At 70.4% G+C, this 26,092-nt stretch carries 22 protein-coding genes; 12 read left to right on the top strand and 10 right to left on the bottom strand.

Features of this window, described 5'->3' with window-relative positions; genetic code table 11:
* The 5 genes from AC5K6T_RS15605 to AC5K6T_RS15585 are packed head-to-tail and all read right to left on the bottom strand — an operon-like array spanning position 1 to position 4,886.
* Positions 1-357 (bottom strand): hypothetical protein, encoded by a 357-nt coding sequence (locus tag AC5K6T_RS15605; protein ID WP_493209492.1) that lies wholly within the window; start codon positions 355-357, stop codon positions 1-3.
* Positions 354-3,041 (bottom strand): ATP-binding protein, encoded by a 2,688-nt coding sequence (locus AC5K6T_RS15600; protein WP_493209491.1) that lies wholly within the window; start codon positions 3,039-3,041, stop codon positions 354-356. Before AC5K6T_RS15600 ends, AC5K6T_RS15605 begins: the two co-directional genes overlap by 4 nt.
* Positions 3,038-3,619, bottom strand: a complete 582-nt coding sequence (locus tag AC5K6T_RS15595; protein ID WP_493209489.1) for a hypothetical protein — start codon at positions 3,617-3,619, stop codon at positions 3,038-3,040. The genes AC5K6T_RS15600 and AC5K6T_RS15595 overlap by 4 nt, the downstream gene beginning before the upstream one ends.
* Positions 3,616-3,957 (bottom strand): hypothetical protein, encoded by a 342-nt coding sequence (locus AC5K6T_RS15590; protein WP_493209487.1) that lies wholly within the window; start codon positions 3,955-3,957, stop codon positions 3,616-3,618. The genes AC5K6T_RS15595 and AC5K6T_RS15590 overlap by 4 nt, the downstream gene beginning before the upstream one ends.
* Positions 3,954-4,886, bottom strand: coding sequence for a conjugal transfer protein (locus tag AC5K6T_RS15585; protein WP_493209486.1), 933 nt, complete (start codon positions 4,884-4,886; stop codon positions 3,954-3,956). The genes AC5K6T_RS15590 and AC5K6T_RS15585 overlap by 4 nt, the downstream gene beginning before the upstream one ends.
* Positions 4,887-5,591: 705 nt before the next feature.
* Between AC5K6T_RS15585 and AC5K6T_RS15580 the strand changes: the two genes are divergently transcribed.
* From AC5K6T_RS15580 to AC5K6T_RS15570, 3 genes are all read left to right on the top strand, one after another.
* Positions 5,592-7,001: a hypothetical protein gene (locus AC5K6T_RS15580; RefSeq protein ID WP_493209485.1), complete on the top strand. Its 1,410-nt coding sequence runs from the start codon at positions 5,592-5,594 to the stop codon at positions 6,999-7,001.
* A gap of 25 nt (positions 7,002-7,026) precedes the next feature.
* A complete protein-coding gene (locus tag AC5K6T_RS15575) occupies positions 7,027-8,565 on the top strand; it encodes a hypothetical protein (protein WP_493209483.1) in 1,539 nt (512 codons plus the stop codon).
* Positions 8,566-8,703: 138 nt separating this feature from the next.
* Positions 8,704-9,935, top strand: a protein-coding gene (locus AC5K6T_RS15570; RefSeq protein WP_493209460.1) for an IS3 family transposase whose coding sequence is annotated in 2 segments (ribosomal slippage) — positions 8,704-9,027 and positions 9,030-9,935 — 1,230 coding nt in all. Because the reading frame shifts where the segments join, the coding sequence is not laid out codon by codon here.
* 73 nt (positions 9,936-10,008) lie between these two features.
* Here the strand turns inward: AC5K6T_RS15570 and AC5K6T_RS15565 are convergent.
* A complete protein-coding gene (locus AC5K6T_RS15565; protein ID WP_493209482.1) occupies positions 10,009-11,136 on the bottom strand; it encodes a hypothetical protein in 1,128 nt (375 codons plus the stop codon).
* Positions 11,137-11,241: 105 nt separating this feature from the next.
* Here AC5K6T_RS15565 and AC5K6T_RS15560 point away from each other — a divergent pair, with 105 nt between their 5' ends.
* Positions 11,242-12,015: a GNAT family N-acetyltransferase gene (locus AC5K6T_RS15560; protein ID WP_493209480.1), complete on the top strand. Its 774-nt coding sequence runs from the start codon at positions 11,242-11,244 to the stop codon at positions 12,013-12,015.
* A 20-nt stretch (positions 12,016-12,035) separates the two neighbouring features.
* Here the strand turns inward: AC5K6T_RS15560 and AC5K6T_RS15555 are convergent, their stop codons facing one another.
* From AC5K6T_RS15555 to AC5K6T_RS15540, 4 genes are all read right to left on the bottom strand, one after another.
* Positions 12,036-12,950 (bottom strand): replication-relaxation family protein, encoded by a 915-nt coding sequence (locus AC5K6T_RS15555; RefSeq protein ID WP_493209478.1) that lies wholly within the window; start codon positions 12,948-12,950, stop codon positions 12,036-12,038.
* 425 nt (positions 12,951-13,375) lie between these two features.
* A complete protein-coding gene (locus tag AC5K6T_RS15550) occupies positions 13,376-14,080 on the bottom strand; it encodes a hypothetical protein (protein WP_493209476.1) in 705 nt (234 codons plus the stop codon).
* Between the two features lie 125 nt (positions 14,081-14,205).
* Positions 14,206-14,568 (bottom strand): hypothetical protein, encoded by a 363-nt coding sequence (locus tag AC5K6T_RS15545; protein WP_493209475.1) that lies wholly within the window; start codon positions 14,566-14,568, stop codon positions 14,206-14,208.
* 27 nt (positions 14,569-14,595) lie between these two features.
* The gene (locus AC5K6T_RS15540; RefSeq protein WP_493209473.1) at positions 14,596-15,627 is read right to left on the bottom strand and encodes an adenine nucleotide alpha hydrolase family protein; all 1,032 of its coding nucleotides are present in this window, start codon (positions 15,625-15,627) and stop codon (positions 14,596-14,598) included.
* Positions 15,628-15,871: 244 nt separating this feature from the next.
* On the opposite strand from AC5K6T_RS15540, the gene AC5K6T_RS15535 reads away from it, so the two are divergent.
* The 8 genes from AC5K6T_RS15535 to AC5K6T_RS15500 all read left to right on the top strand — a co-directional run bounded on the left by AC5K6T_RS15535 (position 15,872) and on the right by AC5K6T_RS15500 (position 26,085).
* The gene (locus AC5K6T_RS15535; RefSeq protein WP_493209471.1) at positions 15,872-17,284 is read left to right on the top strand and encodes a site-specific integrase; all 1,413 of its coding nucleotides are present in this window, start codon (positions 15,872-15,874) and stop codon (positions 17,282-17,284) included.
* A complete protein-coding gene (locus AC5K6T_RS15530; protein ID WP_493209469.1) occupies positions 17,281-19,080 on the top strand; it encodes a hypothetical protein in 1,800 nt (599 codons plus the stop codon). Before AC5K6T_RS15535 ends, AC5K6T_RS15530 begins: the two co-directional genes overlap by 4 nt.
* A complete protein-coding gene (locus AC5K6T_RS15525; RefSeq protein WP_493209467.1) occupies positions 19,077-20,837 on the top strand; it encodes a hypothetical protein in 1,761 nt (586 codons plus the stop codon). Before AC5K6T_RS15530 ends, AC5K6T_RS15525 begins: the two co-directional genes overlap by 4 nt.
* Before the next feature lie 34 nt (positions 20,838-20,871).
* Positions 20,872-21,975, top strand: coding sequence for a tyrosine-type recombinase/integrase (locus AC5K6T_RS15520; RefSeq protein WP_493209465.1), 1,104 nt, complete (start codon positions 20,872-20,874; stop codon positions 21,973-21,975).
* 14 nt (positions 21,976-21,989) lie between these two features.
* Entirely contained in the window at positions 21,990-22,337 is a 348-nt protein-coding gene (locus tag AC5K6T_RS15515) for a helix-turn-helix domain-containing protein (RefSeq protein ID WP_493209463.1), read from the top strand.
* Positions 22,334-23,359, top strand: a complete 1,026-nt coding sequence (locus AC5K6T_RS15510; protein WP_493209461.1) for a hypothetical protein — start codon at positions 22,334-22,336, stop codon at positions 23,357-23,359. Before AC5K6T_RS15515 ends, AC5K6T_RS15510 begins: the two co-directional genes overlap by 4 nt.
* Before the next feature lie 12 nt (positions 23,360-23,371).
* Positions 23,372-24,603 (top strand): IS3 family transposase gene (locus AC5K6T_RS15505; protein ID WP_493209460.1). Its coding sequence is split into 2 segments (ribosomal slippage): positions 23,372-23,695 and positions 23,698-24,603, totalling 1,230 coding nucleotides; the frame shifts between segments, so codons are not numbered across the junction.
* An 81-nt stretch (positions 24,604-24,684) separates the two neighbouring features.
* Positions 24,685-26,085, top strand: a complete 1,401-nt coding sequence (locus AC5K6T_RS15500; RefSeq protein ID WP_493209459.1) for a site-specific integrase — start codon at positions 24,685-24,687, stop codon at positions 26,083-26,085.
* Positions 26,086-26,092 lie beyond the last annotated feature (7 nt).

Below are 26,092 nucleotides of genomic sequence, written 5' to 3'. Positions count from 1 at the left end.
TCAGTGCCGCCTTTGCCCAGCGACGGACCGCAGCCGCCACACCGCCAGGGCAGCTATACCGGCACCGGCGGTGCCCAGTCTCCACGCTGCACCAGCCACGTCCCGCCTCTCAGCGGACGCGGTGGTGGTGGCGCCCCGTTCGCAGTAGGCCTTGGCCGGGCCGACGATCAAGGCGCAGGGATCGTGGTGCGCGATGCGGGTGCTGGTGGCGAAGGCCTGTCCGGTGTTCGGCCACCAACCGTCTGGCACGCCCACCCCAAGGGCGAGGATGACCGCGCCCGCGACGACGGCGAGAACGATGAGGACGCTCGCGGCCGCGGCGAAGCGCCGGGCGCGGTTCCAGGAAGACGTGGTCATCGGACGTACTCCTTCGGACGGGCATCCACGGCCTCACCAGCACCGGTTACGGAAGGCGGGGCAGCGCTCGTGCGGCGTCCGGGCGTGGTGGTGATGGAGGTGGTGATACGCGGGATGCGGGGGATGGAGACCTTGATGCGGCCGGTGTTCTGACGCGGGCAGGTCAGCAGGAACTCGCCCTCTCGCCCCTTCTGGCCGACCGGGGAAAGGCCGGTGGTCACCAGCCGCACCAGTGCGTCGTCGTTGGGATCGAGCCCGACGAACTCCAGGCCGCGGCGGGCGCGTTCGCGGTCGGTGGTGCGGGCGAGCGCGCGGTAGGCCATGAGGCCCCGGTCCGGGCCGAGTTCCTCGGCGTCGTGCGAGCCCGCCAGGAGCCCGGCGCCGTGCTTGCGGCCGTCGTGGAGGATCTCGTGGACCAGGGCGGTGCCCTCGGCGGAGGAGGTCAGCCAGTACAACTCGTCCAGGACCACCTGGGTGAACCGCTCGGGGTCCTCGAACGCCGTCTGGCGGGCGATCGCGGCGATCAGGTAGAGCACCGCGCGGCCGATCAGCGCCTCCAGCGGCTGCTGGTGCAGGACCTCCGGCTTGTCGAACGCTGCCTTGGGAGGCAGTTTCAGCCCGGTCGTGGTGATCACGATCATGTCGGTGGTGCTGGAGGCGTCCAGCCGTACCGGCGGCAGCGTCGGGTCGAAGACCATCCGGGCCAGGGAGTTGCTGGCGACGACGCGGATGAGTCCGGCGAGGGTGGAGGCCGAGTCCTTCCGCTTGCCCACCTCGTGCGTGGCCATCTCCTCGAGGACCTCAAGGACGCGGTGCATGGACGGCTCCGGGCCGGCGGCTGCCTGCTCGACGGCGTGGTGGAGGACCTCGCCGTTGGTGCTCATCGGTCCGATGCCGAGCTGCAGGGTGAGGTAGGACAGGGCGTAGTGCCGTCCTTCGGGCCCGTTGAACATGCGCAGCGGGTCGATGGAGACCTCGGCCTGGGCGGCGTCGATGATCTGGGCCCGGCCCTTGGCCGCGGTGCGGGCGAAGGTGGCCCACTCACGGACCGGAGTGCGGTCGATGCAGATTGCGCAGCCGCCGCGCGCCCACACCGCCTCTGCGATCAGCTTCTGCAGCACGCTCTTGCCCGCGCCGAGATCCCCGACGATCCCCATCGACGCGGACGCGTCGACCTTGGGCGCGTCCGCCACGTTGATCATGACGGGGCGGGTGGTACCGGAGTCCAGGTCGATGCCGAGGAACATCCCGTTGGGGTCGCCGACCTGAGCGGTGGTGAAGGCCCCGGAAAGCGCCCAGTCCTCACTGATCTGGTGCTGGGTGAACTCCCGCACCATGCCGGGCCGTACGGTGCCGGGCAAGCCGAGGGTGAACAGGGCTTCCTGCAGGCCGGCCGGGCGCACGGCGCGGTAGTCGGCTCCGCCGAGCAGTGCGGCCAGGGCGCGGGCCCGGGCGTCGCAGACGGCCGCCGTCGGCCCCCACACCGTCAGCACGGTCACCGACTGCACCTCAACCTCGACCGACGTGCGCGACAGGCGGGCATCCAGCTCGCCCAAGTCGCGGGCGGCCTCGGTCAGCGAGGCCGGCATGCCGGTCGGGCGGGCGTCGTACTGGTCGGCCTGGTCGATCAGTTCGTTCTTCTTGCGCCGCACCTGATCGCGGGCCTTCTCCGCGGGCACCAGCGTGAGGTCGACCGTGTAGTCGACGGGAAAGTCGAGCAGCTCCAGCTGGGCGAACAGGTCCGCGGCGTCCTGGCTGACCGCGGGCGGGCACTCGGCCAGCGCCAACTGCGCCTGATAACCCACCCCGGTGTCGGACTCGACCTGCAGCCAGCGCCGCCCCAGCGGCGAGCCGGTGTTCACCCGCCACCAGGCCTTGCGGCCCGACCGGGTGATCCGGCCCGCGGTCTTCAGCTCGTCGACGTCGTCGAGCTCGGGGTCGATGCCTCCCTCCTGCAGGCGGACCTGGCCCAGGTCGGCGTAGCCGGGGGAGCGCAGCACGCCGTCCCGGATCTGCCCGCCGTACAACTCGCTGGTCTCGGCCTCGGCAAGCAGGGGCTCGGCAAGACCGCGGTGGAGCGCGTGCTGGATCATCCACACGATCTCCGCCGGACGGGCGGGGCGGAAGGCGATGCCGCCGGCGAGCGCGGCCTCCACCCGGGAGGCCTGCTCGCGGTAGGCGGTCACCTCACGCCGGGCCACCGGTGCCGGGCGCGTGCCCAGCATCGGCGCGATCTCGGCCCACGCCGCGCCGAGTTGCGTGGAGACCTGCAGGCCGCCGGTCTCGGTCTGCAGGGGCACGGCCAGCCACAGGGTGCGGCGGTGCATCTCCTGGTCGTCCAGCAGCTCCAGGGTGGCCTCGACGTTCTCCACCCACGGGTGCCGGCCCGCACCGGGTGCCGGCTCGGCCGGCTCAATGCCCTCGATCATCTTGAGGGCGATCTCACCCGGATCGACCTGCGCGCACAGCCCGAACAGCCGCGGTGCCCCGGACAGCGACCGCACCAAGTGCGTGATTTTGGCGAGCTGTTCGTCGCGGACGGCGGCGGGCACGTACGTGCCCTGGACGGTCTCCTCACGCTGGCCCTGCGCGTCCGGGCCAGGGTGCAGGCGGTAGACGGCCCACACGCTGCCGTGCGTCGACCACACGAGGTGCCCGGCGATGTGACGGATTGGAACCCTCACCGCGCACCCCCCTGCTGGGCGAGCGTGAGCAGCTGCTGCACACCAGAGACCGGCCCCGCGGGCATGACAGGAGCAACCGGCTCCGTGGGGCGGCGCGCGGACGAGCGACCGGCGGTCGGCCGCGCAAGCGCCGCCTGAGAGGCAGCACTCTGCCGAGTCGCAGAGGATGGTCTGGCCTTCACCGCCGGGTCCAGCGCGGGCGCGCCCTCGATCGTGAAGCCGCCGAGCAGCGGGCGGGCAGCGCGGTCACGGGCCGCCCGCCCACCGATCCGCCCGCCCTTCGGCTGCCAGCCGAGCAGCACCCAGCCCAACGCGGCCTGCATCGGCGCACGGCCCCGGATCTTCGGCCGACGTACCGCCCAGATCGCCAGCAGCCACGCGACGATGGGGACCGGGCCCATCCACGACCACCAGCTGATGGTCTTGATCAGGAGGAAACCGCCGCCGACGGCGACCGCGATCTGCGCGGGCGTGTAGGGGCCGAGCGGGATCTTCCAGTCGGCGACCTTGCCCAGCACCCATGGGTGGCGTCGGGCGGCGGTGTAGAAGCGGCCCACCCGCGCCGCTGCCGCGGTCACAGCCAGCCCCCGACGCCCCGCGAGTGGTCACGAGAGGACGGGAGTTCGGACCGAACGACGCCGGGGACGACGGGTGCGCCCTTGGCCGGGTTCTTCACCTCGTCCTCGAACATGTTCGCGAGACTCTCGCGGGAGTTGTACAGCCCAAGCGCGATGATCATCAGCAGCAGGGCGCCGATCCCCGCCTTGAGACTGAACTTCTGGATCATGATGACGACGACGAGGCAGACGAGACCGGCCTGCAGACCCTTGGTCGCCCACTCCTTGAACATGTTGATCCACGAGTCGCCGAGGTCGTTGAGCTGCCCGGCGAGCACCAGGCTGTGCATCGTGTTCACCGGACACCCCCGCCCTGAGCGGTCCCGGACTGAAGCGCGGCGACTTCCCACCGGCCGGAGCGGGCCTTGAGCGTGAGCTCGTACGCCAGCGGCCACCGACCACCGGCGTCCCGGCCTTCCACCCGGACGAGGACCCGCACCGCCGTGCCGTCGGCCGGCACCTTCTCGGCGGCCGCGTCTTCCTCGACCGCGGACACCTGCTCGACGGACACCGCCGTGTACGGAGCGGGGGAGACGGCCGACATCTGCACACCGGGCGCGAGGTAGCGGTCGACCTCGCCGGCACCGGTCAGGTAGGCGGCGAGGAACTCCCCTACGGCTGAGGACAGCTCACTCTCCGGGACACTCACGCCGTACGGCGACCTCGGCACCTCGGCCCGGCCCGGGCCGGCCACCACGCCGGGCGCGCCGGTCACCGTGAACGAGGCGCCCGAGGCCTCGGCGGCCACCGGCACCGTGTAGTAGCGCACCGTTCCGTTGGCGTACTGCGCAGCCACCGTCACCGACCACGCGCCTTCCGCGCGCTGCGCACTGCGCACCGCGGTCACGGACGCAGGCGACGACTGCGCACCCGCTGCCGGGTTGGGCAGCTCGACGTCCGGCGCCATCGACTGCGCAAGCCGCGCCTGCGCAGTCGTCGCGTCATCGGCGCTGCTGCGCAGCCACGCGCTGACGAACAACTGCGCATAGCCGGCCGGGTTGACGGCGGCCGCCGCGGTGCGCACGGCGGTGGGCTTGGCCGGAGTAGCCGCCTCGACCGTGGTCGGGGTGGAGGCGACGGCGACGGCCAGGGCGACGGGGCCGGCCGCGATGACCGTCCAGACGGCCAAGCGCGAGAGCCGGACGCGGCGCCGCATCGCCTCCAGCCGGGCGCCACCCGCCATCGGAGCAGCAGCCTCGCTCTGTGAGGCCTGCTTGCCAGGAGACATGGTCAAACTCCCAGGTCAGAACGTGTGATTGCTGACCTTGAGAAAACCCGCCGACCCCGACCCGACCACCAACCACGAGACCCCGACCACGGTCACGATGGGGACACGAAGCCCGTGGTCGGGGTCATGGTCGGCCCGACCACAGACCCGACCATGGAGCCGACCTGGGTCTGTGGGCGCTCACCGCGTCATCCGCCGGCACCCCGCCGACGGATGCGCTGGCACCCGTCTGCCGCACCCCGGCCGGCGCCGTACGCGAGCGCGCAGAAGGACACCACCAGACCCGCGGGGGCAGCCTGCGCATCGGCACACCCGACCCTGCGCAACAGGACATCGGGATCCGCGGGCCGTACTGCGCACCCGCGGCACACAACCCGACTGCGCACGACCCTCGATCGGTTGCGCAGGCCGATTGCGCAACGCCCACGAAGGCTGCGCAATCGGGGCTGCGCAACGACTGCGCACCGTGCTGGCACGGCGTGGTCGGCCCGACCACGACCCCGACCACGGCAGCTAGAAGGCTGCGTTGCCGGATCGTGACCGATGGTCGGGGCTCATGGCCGTCAGCCTGGTCGGGGCCGGCGGATGAGCTGACGGCATGGAACGCACGTACGCCTCCGCCTTCGCGCCCACCGGCCGCCCCACCCCGGCGGGCACGGTGCGCTGCCGTGGCCACCGCACGCGGCCTGCATACCGGACGGCGCGATGAGCGGCTTCGGATCCGGGGTCCGCCGCGGCGTGATGGCGGCCGATCAGTTCACGCAGATCGCCAACGGGTTGTTCCGCGACAGCCGCATCTCGTACCGAGCGAAGGGCCTCTTCGGCTACATCAGCACCCACCGCAACGGATGGCTGGTGACCATCGCCGCCCTCGTCGCCCTGGGCCCCGACGGGCGAGACGCGGTGCGGGCAGGACTGAACGAGCTGGAGAAGTTCGGTTACCTGGTCCGCGATCGCGTGCGCCGCCCCAACGGCACCCTCGGAGAGATCGTCTACAGCATCACCGACCGTCCCGCCGCTCCGGACGTTCCCCCGATCGACCCAGCATCCACCTTCCGGGAAGCCAGCAGCGACACCGACTTCGGCGCGGGCATCCGCCGCGGGGTGATGGCTGGAGACCAGTTCACGCAGATCGCCAACGCGCTGTTTAGGGACAGCCGGATCTCCTTCAAGGCGAAGGGACTGTTCGGCTACATCAGCACCCACCGGGACGGCTGGCAGATCACCGTCGCCAACCTGGCGCGACACGGCCGCGAACGCGTCGACGCGGTGACCACCGGCCTGGAGGAACTGGAGCACCACGGATTCCTGCTGCGCGACCGGGACCGCAACCCCGACGGCACGCTCGGGCAGGCCCTGTACTTCATCACCGACCTGCCCGCCCTGCAAAACCCCAGCTCACAACCAGAGTCGGGTTATCCAGGATTGGCTGAGCCAGTGTTGGCTGATCCCGGCACTAAGAACACCATCGTTAAGAAGACCAACAAGCAGAAGACCAACCCCCTCCGTCCGTGCGATCGCGGCGACGCGGCGCGCACGAACGCACGGACGGCCCCCTCGCACGCGACAACGTCGCCGAAGCCACCGCCTCCGGCGGACGAGATGCACGCGGGGATCCGGCTGCTGCTGGACATCGGGGCGAGCCGTCCCGAACTGCTGCTGACCGGGCCGGCACTGACTGATCAAGGCCGCGTGGCGACCGTGATGCTGGAGGCCGGCTGGAGTCCCGAGCAGCTGCGCCACGTCATCACCGACCGGCCGCTGCCGAACCCGGTGCGCACCTCCATCGGCGCGATCATCGCCGCCCGGCTCCGCGCCGCCCAGGCCTACCCGCCGCCCACCAGCGCCGCCCGCCCCGCCGCGGCCCCGCTGGACGAACCGTTCGTGGAGGCAACCAGGTCATCGACAGCGGCCGCCGCCCGCTCCGTGACCCAAGCCCTCACCTACCGGGCCCTCGTCGAGTGCGCCGGCTGCGGCGTGCCCGCCACCGCCCCCGGCGAAGACCTCTGCCCCACCTGCCTCGGCTGGCCACTGTGCCGCACCTGCCCCGGCCCGACTCGCAAGCGAGCCCACCCCGACGGCGACGGCCGCTGCACAACGTGCGCCTCCGCCTGACCGACCAACCGGAAGGAAGCAGCCCGTGACCGACACCCGCCCGCCACCATCGCCACCCGGGTTCGCGCAGCACCTGCACCCCTTCGCGGCTGCCCCGGGCCGGTGGGAGGCGGAACACGCACGCGCCCTGCGAACCGGCCACGTCCGCGACCACACCTGCACAGCCGAGTGCGAACCCGTGCTCGTCTACGAGCGCACCCGGTGGGGCTGGCTCGCCTGGACGGTCCCAGGCGACGGTTCACGGCCTGAACTCCCCCACCAGATCGGAGTCCTCACCCCATCGGCCACACCCAAGCAGCGCATGGCCCTGCGCTGGCTGACCAGGCGCCCCGCCCGGCGCATCGGCCTGGCCCCCGGCATCCGCGCCTCGCTGCGCTTCGGCACCGTCGCGGTCGCGTTCTTCAGCCTGGTCGCCGGCCTGTTCGCCATGGCCGATGGCATCCCCGCCGACGTCGCCCTGCCAGCGATCTTGCTCGCTCCGCTGCTCGCCGAACACCTGCCGGCCACGCTGGACGCCCGGGCCCGCGAACACGTCCGCAGCGTCGAAGGTGCCAGCGCCTGCCGCTACGTCCAGCGCCTCGCCGCCCTGCACACCTGCCTCATCCAGGCCGCCGCCGGCAGCGACCGCTACGAACTGCGCCGGTCGGCCGAGATCGGCCAGCACCTGCTGTGGGACGCCGCCGACATGCTGCAGACGCAAGACACACGCTCGGCATCATGCGCACTCATCACCTGCGAACGGCTGATGCTCCAGCTCGCCGACCAGGTCGCCCAAATCCTCAAGCACGCACCCGCCCAGGCCCGGCCGGACCACGCGGACCAGGCCCGCAAACCGGGGCGGCCGCCTGGCGCCCGGTCGACGACATTGCCAGCACCTCAGCACACGCCCGGCACCTCACCGGAGGGAGCACTCGTCATGCCCGGACCCAACACCGCTGCCCGCACCTCAGCGGTCTACCTGCTCTTCGCACACGAGCCCTACTACCCCGGCCCCGGTACCCAGGAGATCAACACCACCCTCGTTGCCGCCGACACCCTGCTCCATCCGCAGCTACTCCAGCCCGACGGCACTCGGATCCACGCCCTCCTCACCCAAGGACGGCGGCCGGGCGAGATCATCCCGCTGGCCACCCTTACCCACGAACTGAACGGCGGCGCCGACTGGCCGACGGTCGGCGACTGGGAGAGCGTCACCGTCGACCTGGTGAACCTGGTGCAGACACAGATGTGCGATGCCCTCAGCCTCGGGCTCCCCGAAGTCGCCCGGGCCCTGATCTGCACCGGCCCCGAGAGCCAGGTGCGCGCCTTCGACGCTGCAGCAGGGGAGTTCACCGTTTACGGACCGGACGACCGCACCAAGGTCCTGACCGAGGTCGGCATGTTCCTCACCGGCCTGGCGGCCGAGCAACCCTTCTGGCCGGGCGACGGACTCCTGCCGCCGCTGTGCCAGAGCGTCTGCCAGCAACGTGGGAGCAGAACGCTGATCAAGCGACCACGACGGTTCAGACGAACGCCTGCCGTCCCAGGACCGGCGTCCTGGGACGGCAGGCGGATCCACACTTAACGCTCGCGTCGGCGACTGTGCTCGCTGTGCGGCGCCGCCGCCGAGCTTGACCCGGTCCTGAAGGGCTTGGGACCTGTCCCCGAGTGGTGGACACCTCTGAGCCCGGCCCCGCCAGGGGCCGGGTAGGAGGCATCTCTTATGGTGATGAAGGTCTACTCGCCCGAGTTCAAGGCGGACGCTGTCGCGCTGTACCTGTCGGACCCGAGCCACACCTTCGAGGGCATCGGCAAAGATCTGGGGATCAGCCGCGAGACGCTGCGTAACTGGGTGCGGGCCGAACGGGCCCGCCGCGGCGGGGGCAGCACGACGAGCACGGAGAAGAGTACGGTGGATTCCCCGCCGACGGCCGAGGAGCTTCAGGCCGAGAACGAGGCCCTGCGCCGGGAGCTGGCGGCAGCCCGCAAGGAGATGCAGAAACTCGCCACCGAACGGGACATTCTCCGCAAGGCGACGAAGTTTTTCGCACAAGAGATGACCTGGTGACCAGCCGCTGCCAGTTCGTCGAGGACCATCACCGCGCCTGGGGCGTGAAGCGGTTGTGTCAGGTGCTGGAGATCGCCCGCTCCAGCTTCTACAAGTGGCGGGCCGGCCGCGCGGCCCGCGCCGCGCGTGAACAGGCCGACGTCGCTCTCGCCGAGCGGATCAGGGCCGTGCACGCCGAATGGGACGGCACCTACGGCCGGCCCCGTATCACCGCCGATCTGCGCGAGGACGGCGAGCGCGTGAACCACAAGCGCGTCGGACGGGTCATGCGCAAGTACGGCATCGCCGGGCTGCGGCTGCGCAAGCGCCAGGTCACCACCGTGCCCGAACCGTCCGCCGCAGCGATGCCCGACCTGCTGGGGCGCGACTTCACCGCGAGCGCACCCAACACGAAGTACGTCGGCGACATCACGTACCTGCCGGTGGGCGACGGCGAGTTCCTGTATCTGGCGACCGTGATCGACTGCTTCTCACGGCGGCTGGTGGGCTGGTCGGTCGCCGACCACATGCGCACCTCGCTGGTCACCGACGCGCTCCGGGCCGCCGCCCGGACGCGGGGCAGCCTGGCCGGCGCCGTCTTCCACAGCGATCACGGAGCCCAGTACACCTCCCGCCAATTCGCGGCCGTATGTGCCGAGTTGGAGGTGAAGCAGTCCATGGGCGCGGTCGGCACCAGCGCAGACAACGCACTCGCCGAATCGTTCAACGCGACCCTCAAACGCGAGACGCTGCGCGGTGCCCGCCGCTTCGACGGCGCCCGCGCCTGCCGCCTGGCGGTCTTCCGCTGGACCACCCGCTACAACACCCGGCGAAGGCACTCGGCGAACGGACAGCAGGCACCGATCGCCTACGAACAGCAGTCAGCTACCCTGACGCTTGCCGCATAACGACACGAACAGGTGTCCACCCTTCGGGGTCAAGGCCCCTTCGACCATGGGTTCGGGTACTGGTGCGCGAGGGTCAGTCAGCGATCCGGGACGCAATGAGCCGGTTGGTGAGCTCCACCGTTCCGAGGTACCACCAGAAGATCCAGTCCAGGAACGCTTCGTCGTAGTCGCCGCGCTGGTCTGCCTTGCGGTGGCGCAGGTCGTATCGGTTGGCGATCTCGAACAGTGCCCCCTCGTCCTTGCCGAGCTTGTCCTTGAGCAGGGCGCGGCGTTCCTCGAGGATGCCCGCGAGGGTGACGATCGCCGACCGCTTGCTCTCCACCGTCGTGTCCCGGCCGCGGAACAGGGCGATCGCGTGGCGGACCCGGGTCGTGATGTCCGGGGCGCTGTCGTTGAGCGCCTGGTGTACCAGCGCGCTGCGGGCGTCGTCGGTTACGGCGACCAGGCGCCCGAGGTCCTCGCCTTCGGCAGCCAGCTCGTACTCGATGCCGGCCTCGCGCAATAGCTCGTTGACCTTGCCCCGGTACAGGATGCGGGCGGGCCCGTTGTGGAACTCCGAGTGGTGCCACCCGCAGTTGTTCCAGGAGTGGAAACGGCGGGTGCGGGGCCGGCTGACTAGGTCGTGGAAGACCTCGATCAGACCGAAGAAGGTGTCCTCGTCCCATGTTTCCGGGGTCAGAGGCCACAGGTCCGGGATGCCCAGTCGCCGCTCGATCACTCGTGAGGCGTCCGGCAGCTCGGTGGGGTCGTCGACGCATTCCTCGCCGAAGAACTCCGCCAGGTAGCCGTTGTCGGCGAAGTCGCTAATGATCCGGGTGAAGTCACGGCGGGTGTCGCGTGCTGTGCTGCCGTCGTGCGACAGGCCGCGGCCCTGCCGCTGTGGCCAGTACGGTCGCGGCTCGGCCGCATACCGCAGTTCGGCTGCGCGGCTGACGAGCTCCTTCAGCCACTCCCGCTTGCCCATCCCGCCCCGCTGCCCCCAGCCGGGGGTGGTGCTGGCCCACGGATCGTCCGAGGGTGCGGGGCGCTCGGGCAGGTCCTCGAAGTCGGCCGCCGCTGTGGTGCCGACCAGGGCCTCCGTCAGCAGCCATACCGCCTGCTCCTCCCACGAGGTGTTCGACGACCGAAGGACGCGCTCGCCTTCGGACACGAACAGCGACGTCGGCCAGCGGAGCTCGTAGTTGCTCAGATCCAGACTCACCGCGTCATCATCACCCACCCAGGCAGGCTCCAACTGGCCCACAGAGCATGAGCATTCGGCCGGGAAACGGTCCTTGAACGGCCTTCGCGGTGGACAGCATCCCTCATGGCGCTCAGCGTCGTCCCAGTTCATGCCGACCCCAGGGGGCTGTCCATGGCCAAGCGCACCGCGAAGAAGGGCAGCAGCAGACCAGTACGGCTGTCCGCCGACCGGCTACGGAAGGGCTGGCCCGGCCCCGCCGGCACCCGCGTACGGCTCGCCACGGCAGCGGACACGGACACCGTCGACGCGCTGCTCGACACGGCTGGAGCCCGGCTCATTCCGGCTCTGCGGTCCTCCATCGAGCAGGGCACGGCAGGTGCCGCCCTCCTGGACGGTCTGGACGGCACCACCAAGACGTTCTTCGAGGACTTCGCGCGCCGGACCATCGGGCACTCGATGGCCGACTCGATGGCCAGTGTCAGCCTGACTCTCGTGGCGGTCGACGAGCAGGACCGGCCGATCGGCGCTCTGTCCGTCACCGCCCCCGGAACCATCATCGAGCGGGCTCTGGAGCACGGGTACAGCAACGTGCAGGCTGTGACCCTGAGCGTGGCCATCGCCAAAGTACACGGCCTGGCGGTAGCCGAGCAGGCCCGCGGCCAGGGCCTCGCCAGCTTCCTGCTGAAGCGGGCCTGGCAGGTTTACGACCAGCTCGACTACTTCCTGCTGTACGGGTCCTTCGAGACCGAGCGGGACCTGGGCGCCTTCTATAAGGGCTGCGGATACACCGTGCACGCCCCCGGCGAGGGATTCCTTCTCGACCGGATCGACCTGCCCTTCGGCATCCACGCCGGCCCCGACCAATGCGTGTTCACCCGCTGGCGGCCTCCCCGCTGAGCGGCCGCCGGCCGTTCACCTCACAGGTCCGTCCACGGGCGAGGATTACCGCCGACCAGAGGCATCCACACGTCCTGGGAGGGACCGTGCTGCTCCAGGTCTTCCAGCACGGCGGCTCCCAGCCGGACCTCCCGAGCGAGACCCGCCACGAGCGGGTGCTGAGCGACCATTGCCTGCAGATCGCTCATCCGATTCTCCATCCTGGCCCGGGAGGCACCGGTGAGCACGAAGAGCACCCGGGGAAAAACCGGATACCAGCGCAGCCAGGCGGGACCTGCGGTGGCCTGCCTCCGCCGGCCGACGGGCTGGGCCTCGTACTGGAACAGGCGGGCGTATTCGATCAGCTTCACGGCCAGCCGCTCACTGCTCATGGTGCTGCGATCGACTTCCACGAACGCACGCAGCTTTCGCCGGTGTTCGCTCTCGACGACCGTGTAGTACATCACCGCGTCGGCCACGATCCGCTCGCCCTCGCCGATGGAGTGGGACACCTCAGGGGTCCAGTCCCAGGGGCCGTGCTCGTGCCCGAGCCGGCGGGCGTCTGCGGCGAAAGCAAGGTGAGCGCGAACGACGGCGAGCGTGTGCGGGGTTTTCAGCGACGCTGCTGTGGTCGAGGTGATGGGGTAGGGCGGCCGCCCCCGCAGGACGGGCAGGTCCCGGGTCAGCCGGGCGCCTTCCTGCGTGAGGTACCAGGCGTTGGTACGGGTCCGGTTCGCGTCCGGCAGCACCGTGCAGTCGACGAAGCCGTCGGAGCGCAGCCTGTTCAGAACACGGGACATCAGCTGTCGCGTGCCGTCCGGGCGCAGCATCCGGCGCAACTGGCTGGTGCTGGCGATGCGGTGCTGGGCGAGCCCCGCCAGCACTTGGTGGGCCAAGGGCTCAGCGGGGCTGGGGGCCGGTTTCGTCGCCGGAGTGCTCCGTGCGGCGCTGCTCATGAGACGTTTCCTTCCGCGGCCGTGGCGGTCTCCGGCGGAGACCTTCGGTTGCTGCTGAGGAAACCCGCAGGCCCCGACCAGACCCCCGACCAGGAAGCCCCGACCATGGTCACGAAGTCGAAACAGCCTCGCGCTCTGCGTCTTTCCTGACGTCCATGGCCCCGACCACGGGGCGGGCCCGCGCGCCAGAGCAGCTTGCTCCTGCCGGGGAGTTCGCCAGCTTTACGGCAAGGGGCTGGGGGTGAACCAGGAAGAGGGCGGCCCCCATGAGAAGTTCGGCGATGGCCGGTCCGCAGCAGCCGAGGGCTGCTGCGGGGCGTGGTGGCGAGCCACGCAATGCCGGCCATCGTGCGACACCCGGCCCGCAAGGGACCAACGACCCGTAACCGGATGCCGCGTCTATGGGGCGGTGGGCGAAAGGGCGCTCACCGCCGGTTTCTGCCCCGGGGTTGGGCGGCCTGCTCGAGGATGCGCCGACGCGTCCACCGTCGGCGCCCGCCCTTCTCCGTGAGAGCGTCGGGGGTTTCCAGCAGGGGCAGATTGCCCTGGGACAGGCTGCTGGAGAAGGAGTTGACGCTTTTGAACCCCAGCAGTGCCGCGGCCTGAGTCGCGCCGAGGAGCTCGTCGGGGTCGCCGTCGACAGGGACGTCGGGCAGTGCGGGGGCAGTGCGCTTCGCGCCGGCGTGCTTGCCGCGGCCCGGCCGGGTGGCCATCCAGTCCAGCAGGGTCTGCACGCGCCACAGCTGTCGGCGGTAGGGGTTTTCGGCGGTGCCCAGCTCTTCGACGACGTCCGGGTCGGGGAAGTACCCGGGGTGGTCGCGGACGAAGGTGGTGACCTGGTTGGGGTTCTTGTAGCCCAGGAACCTCGAGGCCTCGGCGGCGTTCAGCAGGTCCTGCGGGTCACGGGCGGGCGGTGTATGCTCGCGCAGGCGTGCCGGCGGGCGGTTCGCGAACCACTCGGTGACCTTCGCGTGGTCCCACAGGCGGGCGCGGCCGCGCATGTCGGCGATTTCGGGGAAGCCGTTCTCGGCGCGGTCGTTGTAGAGGCCGCTGATCCGCGCGGGCGTCAGGCCCTTTTCAGCCGCGATCTCGGCAGCGTCGGCCAGGCGAGGCTCACGGCGCGAGGTCATGGCAGAACCGTCCGTCCTGTCGGAGGTGAGCCGGCCTGCCCGGCTCACAACTCACATAATGGCAGGAATTTGGGGCGGGGGTCTAGTACGCTGCCCAGGTTTTCCCGGCCGGCGCGAGGAAGAAGTCATTCCTCCGGGATCAGGCACACACCGCGGTGAGCCGCGTCCTGGGCCATCTCCGAGTAGGCCAGGGCCGCCGGAGTCATCTCCCACTCGGCCAGGGCGAGCAGCAGGACCAACTCGTCGCGATCCTGGGACGCATCGCACGGCATGCCGGCCGCGGTCGCGGCCGTCACCAGATCCCCGCCGGACAGCCCGGCGAAGCGGGCCGCCACCGTGTCGCGCAGGTCTGCAAAACCCTGCTGGTACAGCTCACTCGCTTCGCGCAGGAGCAGCACCAGGTCCTCGTCGTGGCTGGCCGGTGCGGCCGCGGCAAGGTCGAGGAGGCGCTGGGTGGTCGTCGTCATCATCAGCAGTATGCCCTTCAAGAAAGATCAGAGACGTGTGGGAAATCTTCAGAGCGGAGCGGCACAGCCATCGCACGGAGATCGTCGTGTCCGCCGGGCCAGGTCGGGCTTCTTGCGGGGCTCCTCCTCCAAGGCCGCTCGGACCTGCTCCTCGAGGGCGGTGAACTCCGGGCCGTCGTCGGAGCAGACCACGCCGGGGTCGGGCGCTCCGCAGGCCGCGGCGTGCCGGATCAGATCGGTGATGCGCCAGTCAGCGCGGAAGCTGTCGCCTCGGACCTGTTCGACCTCGGCGTACAGGTCGGCCAGCCGCGGCCGCCGGCCGATGGAGAGCAGCACGTCGTGGCGGGAGGCGAAGACGCGCAGCGAGCACGAGCAGCGGGAGGTTCCGCCCCAGTCGCCCGCACCGGGCGCCGAATCGTACGTCCAGCAGTACGGCACCGGCGCGTCGGTGTGCCACTCCTTGACCGCGTCGGTCGACCAGTCCTTGACGGGCAGCCACTCGTCGACGACGCGCGCACTGTTGGCCTGCACCGTACGGAACGCCGCCCGCTTCTTGCGGTCGGGCCCCTCGTCGCTGCGCAGACCCATGACCTTCAGGATCCGCACCGGGCGGCCGAGCTCGCGCTTCAAACGGTTGACGATCGGTGTCCAGGCGCTGGAGACCACGCTGTCCTTGGCGCTCTTGCGGCAGTACGGGCTGCCCATGCGCGGGAAGCGGCCGTAGGCCGCGATCTCGGTCAGGAGGCTGCGCGGCATCCGGGTGCCGTCCGGGCCCGGCATCGTGCGGGTGACCTCCAGGTGCCGGTCGGCCGGCACCCCGAAGGCAGCGCTCTGCAGCGCGGCGAGCTCGGACACCCCGGGATAACGGATGCCGCCAAAGACCACCGGCGGCCACTCCAGCACTCCGAGGCTGGAGTGGTAGGAGATCACCCGGTCGTCCACGCCGGCGGCCCGGGCGGCTTCCATGAACACGCACATCATGACCGCGCTGTCCTTGCCGCCGGACAGCTGGGGAGCGAGCAGGTCGTAGGAGGTCAAGTCGGGCACGCGAGGCGGGCGGTGGACGGTACGCGAAGGCATGGCAGCTCCAAGGAGACGAGAACGGGGGGCGCCAGGACTGGCGGCCGATCGCGGACGGCGGTGCCTGAGCACCTCACGCCGCTGCAGGCTCGGCGTCGGGACGTTTCGGGTAGGGCCGCAGCACGGGGAGACCGAGCTCGATCTCCTCCCGCTCACGGCGGGTCCGGCCAAGCCGGAACACGTACCTGTGTTCTGTGGACATACGCTGTGTTGCCTCACGTCGTGTTGCGGCTGAGGGAGCGAAGTGGCTTACGAGTGGCGGCTGTTCTGGGTCGGTGATGGCGGAGCGCCCGCTGCTGACTGGCCGGTGGCAGGGTGGGGAGACCTGGAGGCACGCGAGCGCGCGCTCGGGCTGCGCGAGCAGCAGCCGATCCTCGTCTCGCCGGAGGGTCGTGTCGACCCACGGCTGAGCGAGTGCTTCCGGCGCTCCGCTTTCTCCGCGAAGGCGCAAGGCACACAGTTCACCTACGCGCCGATCTACCGGTTGTTCTTCACCTTCCTGTGGCAGCGCGGGCTGAACTGGGACGGGGCGTCGGTGGAGGACGTCGAGGACTGGGAGGCGTGGCGCCGGCGGGGAGCGGAGAACCCCACGCCGGTCGGCGGCGGGACCTGGGCGAAGGAACTGGCCGCGCTGAAGCTGCTGTACGACATCGCGGCCGGGCATGGCTTCGTGCCGGCGAACCCGGTGACGCTGCCGGCGCCGTCGGATGTGAAGACCTCGGACGTGAAGTGGCTGTCGCCCCGGGCCTTTCGGTTGTGGCGCAACGTCGGGCTCGGCGGGATGCTGCCGAGCGGTCTGGAGGACGAGGCGTGGCGCGGCCGGTGCTCCGGCCGGGACACGGCGTTCGCCGACCTGCTGTACTCCAGCGGTCTGCGGCGCCGTGAGGGCGGCACCCTGCTGACCTGCGAACTCCCGGTGCTGGGGCAGCGGAACTACTACGCGGGCAAGGTCGGCCAGGCCGTGGCCAAACGGGCCGGCTACACCTTCTACGTTGGCCACCCAGCGCTCCAGCGCGTCGAGGGCTACCGGATGAGCACGCGCGCGCTGGCGGTGGCCCGCGCCCGGGCGCGTGGCGTCTACGACCGGCTGCCGGGCCTGCGGATCGTCCGCGAGGTCACCCGGGCGGGGCGGCTGCGGTGGACGAGCCGGGACGGCGGGTCGGGCGAGCGCGCGCTGGGGCGGCTGACGGCCGCCGAGCGGATGCGGCTGTTCGTCGACGGCGAGGACGGCCTGGAGCCGGCGATGCTGTGGTTGACGGAGAGCGGTCTGCCGATGGAGTACGCGAGCTGGACGAAGGTCTTCGAGCGGGCGAGCGATCGCTGCGCCGCCGCGGGCCTCGAGGTCTTCGCGACCCCGAAGATGCTTCGGCACTCCATGGCCCTGCGGATGCTGATCTCGCTGCACAACGCGCTGGACCGCCGGCTCGGGCTGACGCCGGCTCAGCGCCTGCACTACGAGGAGGTGTACGGGCAGGTCTGGCTGATGGTCAAGGACATGCTCGGGCACCGCAGCGAGCAGGTGACCCGGGACGTGTACCTGGAGCCGGTGCGCGGTCTGCAGTTGGAGTCGCTGCTCAACGACGACGACAACCCGGTCAACGCGGAGAAGATCGCAGAGCTGGCGGAGCGCACCGGTCTGATCCTGGACGCGGCGTGAGCGGCCGGGGCCGTCGGGCGGCGCTGCCGCCGAGCGGCTTCCGCAAGGCGCCGGTGCTGGATGCGAACGGGCTGGTGCTGCGCCCGGTCAGCGGCGCCGGGAAGCCGCTGGGCGTGTGGGACTTCCGGGACAGCCCTGGGCCGGTGGACTTCCGCCGGGTCCTGGTGGCCGCGCTGGCGGCGCAGGGGCGGGGATGGGGCAGCGAGGACACCTACCGGACCAACGCCCGGACGCTGCGGCTGTTCTTCAAGGAGGCCGCGGCGGCCGAGCCGCCCGTCACCGCGACCGGGCAGATCACGGTGGAGTGGTGGAAGAAGTGGACCGGCGACATCCACGTCCGCCGGGTCCTGGCCGCCGTCGTCCGTCGGGCGCCCGGGGTGCCGGAGGCGACGCGGGTGTTCATGGAGACGCCGAGGCGGCGCCCGCCAGCCCGCCGTGGCCGGCGCCGCAAGGAGGCCCACACCCGCGAGGAGCTGAAGACGATCCGGACCGCGGCCGCCGCGACGGTGCGTGCCGCCCGGCTGCGGATCGCGGCGAACACCGCGGTGCTGGAGCGCTGGCGCGCAGGGGCGATCGAGCTGGGGGACGGCGACTGGGCGGTCGGCGAGGTGCTGGACGTGCTGGCTCGCACCGGCGACCTGCCGCGCTACTGCAGCAGCAACGACCACTCCGTGACGGCATACGCGGAGCGCGCACTCGGCTTCGAGGGCAACGCCGCCTCGCTTGCCCGGCTGTTCCCGACGCCGGACGAGATCGGGGCGGCGGCCGTGCTGCTGATCGTGCACGAGGCGTGGAACCTCTCGGTCCTCAAGAAGATGGACGTGCCGTCCTGGTGGCCGAACGCAGACCGCGATGACCCGGCGGTGCACCAGGTCGATACGGACAAGGCCAGGCGCGGCCGGCGCCGGCATGCCAGCAACACCCTCGTCGACATCGGCGAGGGCTCCAGCGGCCGTGCCCTGCGCCACGTCCTGGAGCTGACTGCGCAGGCGAGGGCGACCCTGGATCTGCTCGGCCGCCCCACGGCCAAGCTGCTGGTCGGCCATCGCGGTTTGGGCGGCGGCGAGAACCTGCGCGACTACGCCACCGGCAACGCTCTGGACGGGGCGATCCGGCGCTGGCAGCAGCAAGCCCGCGCCGACAGCGTGGCCCTCCCGCAGCGCATCCACGCCCAGGCGCTGCGGCACAGCGCCCAGGCACACCACGGCCGGGCGCGCAACAACACCCAGAGCACCCACGAGCGGGACTACCAGCTCCTGGACGAAGAGGTCCGCGAAGCCTCGCGCGGCGCGGTCGAACTCGGGCTCGCGCAGGCCCTCGCCTCCGCCCGGCAGACGGTGGCCATGCGGCTGGTCGACCAGGCCGACGGCGACACCGAGGAAGCTGCCGAACTCGTGGCCAAGGAGGCCGAAGTCGACATCGAGGTGGCCCGCAGGATCGTGGCCGGCCGACTGCGCACCCCAGTCGCCTCGTGCGCGGACTTCCTCAACTCCGACCACAGCGCGGCCGGGACGCCGTGCGCGGTGTCGTTCTTGCTGTGCTTCGCCTGCCGCAACGCGGTGGCCACCGGCCGCGACCTGCCCCGCATCGCCTACCTCCACCAGGCGCTGGAGTCGCTGCGCTCAGCGGTGTCCCCCGCGGTGTGGGCCGCGGACTGGGCTACCCACCACGCCCGGATCGGCGACTTCCTGACCACCTACACCAGCACCGACAGCAGACCCCGCCTCGTCGCCGCCATCGTCGAGTCCGATCGCGAGCTGATCCACGCGATGCTGGAACGGAGGCTTGACCCGTGACCACCCCGTCCGCCGACTCGGCCGACCCGAGAGTGATCGACCCGGCGCCCGATGCGTTCGTCCTGCCCTTCGCCCGCCTGCGGCCCGGCTTCGACCCGGCGCAGCTGCCGCGCTTCGGCGACCTGGCCTGGCGGCTGGCGCTGATGAGCCGCAAGGAGCCGCATCGCTCCCTGGTCATCGACTGGAGCCGGTGCCCCGCCGCACTTCGGTCGGCGCTGATGCGCGCGGCCTTCGCCGAGCTGAACATGCCGACACCGGCCGTCCTGCTCCAGCAGCGGGCTTCGCGGTCGGTGACCCAACCGGCCAGCCTGCGCCACTACTTCCTGGTCTGGATCCGCTTCGCCTCCTGGCTCACCGACCGCGACATCACGGAGCTCGCCCAGGTCACGGCCGACGACCTTCAGGAGTACGCCGAGCAGCTGCGCCCCAGCGGCCGCCGCTGGCGCACCGACGCCAAGACCCTGTGGGTCATTTCGCGGCTGTGGGCGTACGCCCCCTACCTGCCCGAGCGCGACCGGCTGGTCATGCCGCCCTGGGAGGACCCGGCCGCGGTCATGACCGACTTCCTCGGCACCAACGACGATGCCCCGGACGGCGAGAACAACATCCCGATTGTGCACCCGGCCGTCATGGCCCCGCTGCTGGTGTGGGCACTGCGAACCGTCCTGGACCTCTCCGAGGACATCCTGGCCGCCGCCCGCGAGCACCGCCGACTGCTCGACTCTCTTCCCACCCGGGCTGTCCCCGGCGGCATCGAGCGAGCCCGGGCGTATCTGCGCGGCCTGCTCGCGGCCGGGCAGAGGCTGCCCGCCAGCCGCGCCCCGGGCGCCACCGCCGTGTCCGCCAAGTACGAGGGCCCGCTGCCACCGATGGCCAACACCTTCCTGGCCGCCACCCTCGGCGTCAGCACCGGCCAGATCGCCGCCGCCCGCCAGTCCTTGCGCGACGAGCTCACTGCGGAGGACTTCGGCCCCGGCCCGGTGCTCGACGTGCCGGTCTCCGGCCGGATCGGCCACGCCCCCTGGACGCCGACGCTCGGCTTCGACGACGTTGACACCCTGGTGCTGCACCTGTCCACCGCCGTGCTGATCTGCTGCTCGTACCTTTCCGGGATGCGCCCCGAAGAGGTCCTGGCCCTGCGCCGCGGCTGCTGCACCCGTACCGAACGAGACGACGGGACCGTGCGCTACGAGGTGCGCGGCCAGCACTTCAAGGGCGTCCTGGACGAGGACGGCAACGCGATCCCCGAAGGGGAGGTGCGCGCGGATCCGTGGATCGTGCTGGAGCCCGTCGCTCGGGCCATCGCCGTCGCCGAACAGCTCGAAGGGGGCGAGCAGTTGTTCACCCGCACCCTCTTCCGCGGCGCGAAGCGCACGATCATGGACCGCACCGGCCTGTCCTCGGACGCCGCGGTGGAGCGCATCCGCGCCTTCACCACCTGGGCCAACCAGCTCGCCGCCGACCACGGCCGCCCTCACGAGCTGATCCCGGATGACCCGACGGCGCCGTCGCGCTGCGCCGTTTCCGCCGCACCATCGCCTGGTTCATCTACCGGCAGCCCGGCGGGCGGATCGCACTCGCGGTGCAGTATGGCCACGCAGCCACCGCCATGTCGGAGTCGTACGTCAACCCTCGGGAATTGCATCAGATGGGCGAGAAGTTGCAGGTCGCCAGCTCACGGCGACGGCTTCATGGCCTCCGACGTTACTACGAACTGGCGTCCTGAGCAGGCATGTTGCCGAGACGATCCCGTTTGATGCATGATCTGCCCTCCAGAAGGGAGGGTCTGGAGTGGTGCATCAGCACAAGGTGGCCCTGGCCGGGGCGGCTCGTTTGGAGCTCGTGTCCGGGGTGGTTCAGCTGCGTCCGGAGGACGCGATGTTCGACGCGATGCTGCGGGGCTGGAGGGCTCAGCAGAAGTCGCGCGGCTTGAAGGACGAGACGATCGACCCAAGGGAACGGCTGGTCCGCCGGTTCCTCGAGTTCGCGAACGACTACCCGTGGCAGTGGACGCCGGCCCACATGGACGAGTGGTCCGCCTCGCTGACGGGCGAGAAACATCTCGCGCCGTCCACGATCCGCAGCTACCAGGGTGACATCCGGCTGTTCACCGAGTTCCTGATCGACGGCCGCTACGGCTGGGGACCTGCCTGTGAAGAAGCCTTCGGCGTTCACCCGGTGGCGATCGCGCACGAGTGGAACACCCTGCCCCACCTGCAGGGCTACGAAGGCAATCCGGAAGCGAGGCCGTTCACCCGCGAAGAACTGCAGCGGTTCCTCGACTACGCCGATGACCAGGTCGCACGTGCCGTGAAGTCCAAGCGAAAGGGCGCCCTCGCCGCCTACCGCGACGCCACCCTCTTCAAGGTCATCTACGGCTGGGGCCTTCGCCGGACCGAGACGTCGAAGCTCGACGTGGTCGACTTTGGACGGAACCCGAAGGCTCGCCAGTTCGGCCGGTACGGCACGCTCAACGTCCGGTACGGCAAAGCAAAAAAGGGCCAGCCGCCACGACGCAGGAACGTGCTGTCGGTGATGGACTGGTCCGTCGAGGCGGTCGAGGACTACGTCGAGAACGTCCGGCCGCGCTTCGGCTTCCCCGATCACCCCGCTCTGTGGATCACCGAACGCGGGGGACGCCTGCAGCCGAGCTCGATCAACGATCGGTTCGAGGCATACCGAGACGCCCTAAAGCTCCCCAAAGAACTAGTTCCGCACTCAATTCGTCATTCTTACGTCACGCATCTGACCGAGGACGGGGTGGACCGGCGCTTCATCCAGCAGCAGGTCGGTCACGAGTGCGACAGCTCCACGGCCATCTACACGCACGTCAGCGACGACTTCATGAACACTGCCCTGAGCAAGGCCCTGGCCCCGGCGTTCGCCGGCGTCTGACGAGGAAGGACCCGATGATGGCCGCCAAGCTCGACTACCACTGGCACCTGCGCAAGGTCATGGCGGATCGCGGGATGTTCTCCACCACCGACCTCATCCCGCCGCTGAAGGAACGCGGCATCACACTGTCGTCGAGCCAGGTCTACCGGCTCGTCGTCGAGAGGCCCGAACGCCTCAGCCTGAAGATCCTCATGGCCCTGCTCGACATCCTCGACTGCACCATGGACGACCTCATCGAGCCCATCGCCGTGGCCGGCTCCGCAACGAAGCCGAAGAAGGCCGCCACAGGTGGGACTTCGGTCTCCGAGGGAGTCGGCGACTTGCGGCCCCGGCGGGCCCGGATCACCGGTGTCGACCGGTGACCGGTCTCGCCGACGAGGTCCTTGCGGATCCGGTCGGCCTGGTCGTGCGTCTGGTCTGCAACGTCGAAAAGCATCTGCCCGCTGAGCGCATCCGCGACATCGTCCTCACGGTCGTACGCACACGAGCAGGCCGCCGCAGTCTCGCCCAGGCTCTGCACGACGACCCATCGTTGCTGAGGACCGGACGACCACCGGCGCCCTACTGCGTCGCCAAACTGCTCATGGCTCTCTGCGACGCCGGGGCCCAGAACGTCGCACTGCCCCTCTGCGGCGAGTGCGGACGCGCATGCCGGTACGTCGGCAGCAGCACCGGAGGGCGGTGGGGATGCTCACCCTGCTTCGACAAGCCGGCCGTCTGCGCGGGCTGCCACGAAGAACGACGCGTCACCAGCCGGGACCGCAACGGCGAGCCCCGCTGCGCGAACTGCCCTGACACCGACGGCGATCCGCTCCGGGAACTCACCGAGCTCATCACGAACTTCGATCCAGCCCTCAACAGCGACGCGGTCCTGGCCGCACTCGGACGAGCCACCATCCGGCCCGCCGGGCAGCGGCGCCTGGCCTGGGCCGTCGTCGCCCGCCCCGATCTGCTGACCGGGGTTGGTTACGAAGCCCCCACTCCTGCTGCCCTGCGGTTCATCAATGAGCTCGTCGAGGCCGGGGCGACCAAGGTGGTCCGGCCTGCCTGCCCGAACTGCCACGGAGTGAAGGCGCTGTCCAAACTGCTGGAGGGCAAGAGGATCTGCCGAGCCTGCTTCGCCCACCATGCGGCCGTCCCCTGCTTCGGCTGCGGCGCCGTGCGTGAGCCCGCTACCCGCGATGCCGAGGGCCAACCGCTGTGTCCGAACTGCATGATCAGGCAGCCCGCGAACCTGGAGGAGTGCGTCGGCTGCGGCCGCCGCAAGCCCGTCGCGAACCGGCTGCCTGATGGCCCGCGTTGCCAGAACTGCCGGCCTAGGATCACGGGACCTGTCCCCGAGTGGTGGACACCTCTGAGCCCGGCCCCGCCAGGGGCCGGGTAGGAGGCATCTCTTATGGTGATGAAGGTCTACTCGCCCGAGTTCAAGGCGGACGCTGTCGCGCTGTACCTGTCGGACCCGAGCCACACCTTCGAGGGCATCGGCAAAGATCTGGGGATCAGCCGCGAGACGCTGCGTAACTGGGTGCGGGCCGAACGGGCCCGCCGCGGCGGGGGCAGCACGACGAGCACGGAGAAGAGTACGGTGGATTCCCCGCCGACGGCCGAGGAGCTTCAGGCCGAGAACGAGGCCCTGCGCCGGGAGCTGGCGGCAGCCCGCAAGGAGATGCAGAAACTCGCCACCGAACGGGACATTCTCCGCAAGGCGACGAAGTTTTTCGCACAAGAGATGACCTGGTGACCAGCCGCTGCCAGTTCGTCGAGGACCATCACCGCGCCTGGGGCGTGAAGCGGTTGTGTCAGGTGCTGGAGATCGCCCGCTCCAGCTTCTACAAGTGGCGGGCCGGCCGCGCGGCCCGCGCCGCGCGTGAACAGGCCGACGTCGCTCTCGCCGAGCGGATCAGGGCCGTGCACGCCGAATGGGACGGCACCTACGGCCGGCCCCGTATCACCGCCGATCTGCGCGAGGACGGCGAGCGCGTGAACCACAAGCGCGTCGGACGGGTCATGCGCAAGTACGGCATCGCCGGGCTGCGGCTGCGCAAGCGCCAGGTCACCACCGTGCCCGAACCGTCCGCCGCAGCGATGCCCGACCTGCTGGGGCGCGACTTCACCGCGAGCGCACCCAACACGAAGTACGTCGGCGACATCACGTACCTGCCGGTGGGCGACGGCGAGTTCCTGTATCTGGCGACCGTGATCGACTGCTTCTCACGGCGGCTGGTGGGCTGGTCGGTCGCCGACCACATGCGCACCTCGCTGGTCACCGACGCGCTCCGGGCCGCCGCCCGGACGCGGGGCAGCCTGGCCGGCGCCGTCTTCCACAGCGATCACGGAGCCCAGTACACCTCCCGCCAATTCGCGGCCGTATGTGCCGAGTTGGAGGTGAAGCAGTCCATGGGCGCGGTCGGCACCAGCGCAGACAACGCACTCGCCGAATCGTTCAACGCGACCCTCAAACGCGAGACGCTGCGCGGTGCCCGCCGCTTCGACGGCGCCCGCGCCTGCCGCCTGGCGGTCTTCCGCTGGACCACCCGCTACAACACCCGGCGACGGCACTCGGCGAACGGACAGCAGGCACCGATCGCCTACGAACAGCAGTCAGCTACCCTGACGCTTGCCGCATAACGACACGAACAGGTGTCCACCCTTCGGGGTCAAGGCCCCACCGCGGAGTGCGGCATCTGTGGGCGGACGGCGCTCTGCGACATGTCCCGGGCCACCGGCCATCCCTGGTGCGACCGCTGCCAGCAGCGATGGGTGGCCTGCAGCAGCTGCGGCACCGTCGCCCAGGCCCGCAGCGGCACCTGGGAGGCGCCGCTGTGCGCGAAGTGCACCAACCCCGATCCGGACTTCTGGGGACGCTGCCCGGTCTGCACGGTTACCTGGCAGCTCAGCACCCGTCCCTGCCAGCGATGCGTCCTCGATCAGCGAGTACGCGACCTCCTCGGTGACGCCGCCGGGGCCATCCGGCCCGAACTCGCACCGTTCCACGAGGCGTTGACGAGTTCCCAGCGCCCGGACGTCGCCTTCGCCTGGGTCTCCCGCTCCCAGGCCCGTGACCTCCTGGAACGCATAGGACGCGACGAGCGGCCCGTCACACACGAGGTCCTCGACGAACTGCCCCCGGGCAAGGTGCTAGCCCACCTGCGCAGTGTCCTGGTCGCGACCGGCGCCCTGCCGCCCCGCGACGAGCGCCTCATCGCCCTGGAGAAATGGATCACTGCGACGGTCCAGGCCCGCAGCGACCTCGCCGAGCGCCGGATCCTGCACGGCTACGCGGTCTGGCACCACCTGCGCCGATTCCGCCGCCGCCTCGGCGAAGAGCACGCCAACCGGCTCCAGGACCTGAACGTGCGCTGCCACGTCACTGCGGCGAACAACTTCCTCGACTGGCTCACCGGTGAAGAGCTCACGCTGGGGACTTGCACCCAGACGGACCTGGAACGCTGGATGGCCGACTCCACGGTCAGCTACCGCGACGAGACAGGCCATTTCGTCCGCTGGTCGGTACAGCACCGCCATGCCCACGGTCTGACCTACGGCACCGTCCGTTGGACCGGTCCGCTCAGCACCATCGACAGCGAGAAACGCTGGGCCGACGCTCGACGCCTCCTCAACGACGACTCGCTGCCGACCCCGGACCGCGTCGCGGGACTTCTACTGATCCTCTACGCACAGAAGATCGCCACCATCAGCCAACTTACCGTCGACGACGTCCACTTCGACGGCGACACCGTCTCCATCACGTTCGGCACTTCCCCGGTCGTCCTGCCCGCGCCGTTGGCCAGCTTGGTCCGCGAACTCGTCGCAACCCGCGGCGGCAAGGCCAAGATCGGCACTCCGCAGGACGTTCCCTGGCTGTTCCCGGGAGGGCATCCAGGGCGCCCTCTCACCGACAGCCAGATTGGCATCCGTCTCCATAAGATCGGGATCCGACCGAAACAGGATCGCTCCACCGCGCTGTTCACTCTCGCCACCGAAGTCCCGGCCGCGATCCTCGCCCGGGTGCTCGGGATCCACATCAAAGTCGCCGTCCAGTGGCAGCAAGCATCAGGTGGCGACTGGGCCGCCTATGCCGCCGAGGTCAGCCAGCGAGGCATGCCTTGAAACCAGA

The organism is Streptomyces sp. B8-7, assembly GCF_058833805.1.
The sequence above is the reverse complement of the archived record's forward strand: the minus strand, read 5'-3'. Positions and strand labels throughout refer to the sequence as shown.

What these genes read in the sequence shown, in the direction of transcription:
- AC5K6T_RS15515 (WP_493209463.1), top strand. Translation starts at nt 21,990, where the DNA reads ATGATGGCCGCCAAGCTCGACTACCACTGGCACCTGCGCAAGGTCATG.
- AC5K6T_RS15500 (WP_493209459.1), top strand. Translation starts at nt 24,685, where the DNA reads ATGTCCCGGGCCACCGGCCATCCCTGGTGCGACCGCTGCCAGCAGCGA.
- AC5K6T_RS15555 (WP_493209478.1), bottom strand. Translation starts at nt 12,950, where the DNA reads ATGAGCAGCGCCGCACGGAGCACTCCGGCGACGAAACCGGCCCCCAGC.
- AC5K6T_RS15550 (WP_493209476.1), bottom strand. Translation starts at nt 14,080, where the DNA reads ATGACCTCGCGCCGTGAGCCTCGCCTGGCCGACGCTGCCGAGATCGCG.
- AC5K6T_RS15605 (WP_493209492.1), bottom strand. Translation starts at nt 357, where the DNA reads ATGACCACGTCTTCCTGGAACCGCGCCCGGCGCTTCGCCGCGGCCGCG.
- AC5K6T_RS15580 (WP_493209485.1), top strand. Translation starts at nt 5,592, where the DNA reads ATGAGCGGCTTCGGATCCGGGGTCCGCCGCGGCGTGATGGCGGCCGAT.
- AC5K6T_RS15585 (WP_493209486.1), bottom strand. Translation starts at nt 4,886, where the DNA reads ATGTCTCCTGGCAAGCAGGCCTCACAGAGCGAGGCTGCTGCTCCGATG.
- AC5K6T_RS15560 (WP_493209480.1), top strand. Translation starts at nt 11,242, where the DNA reads ATGGCGCTCAGCGTCGTCCCAGTTCATGCCGACCCCAGGGGGCTGTCC.
- AC5K6T_RS15540 (WP_493209473.1), bottom strand. Translation starts at nt 15,627, where the DNA reads ATGCCTTCGCGTACCGTCCACCGCCCGCCTCGCGTGCCCGACTTGACC.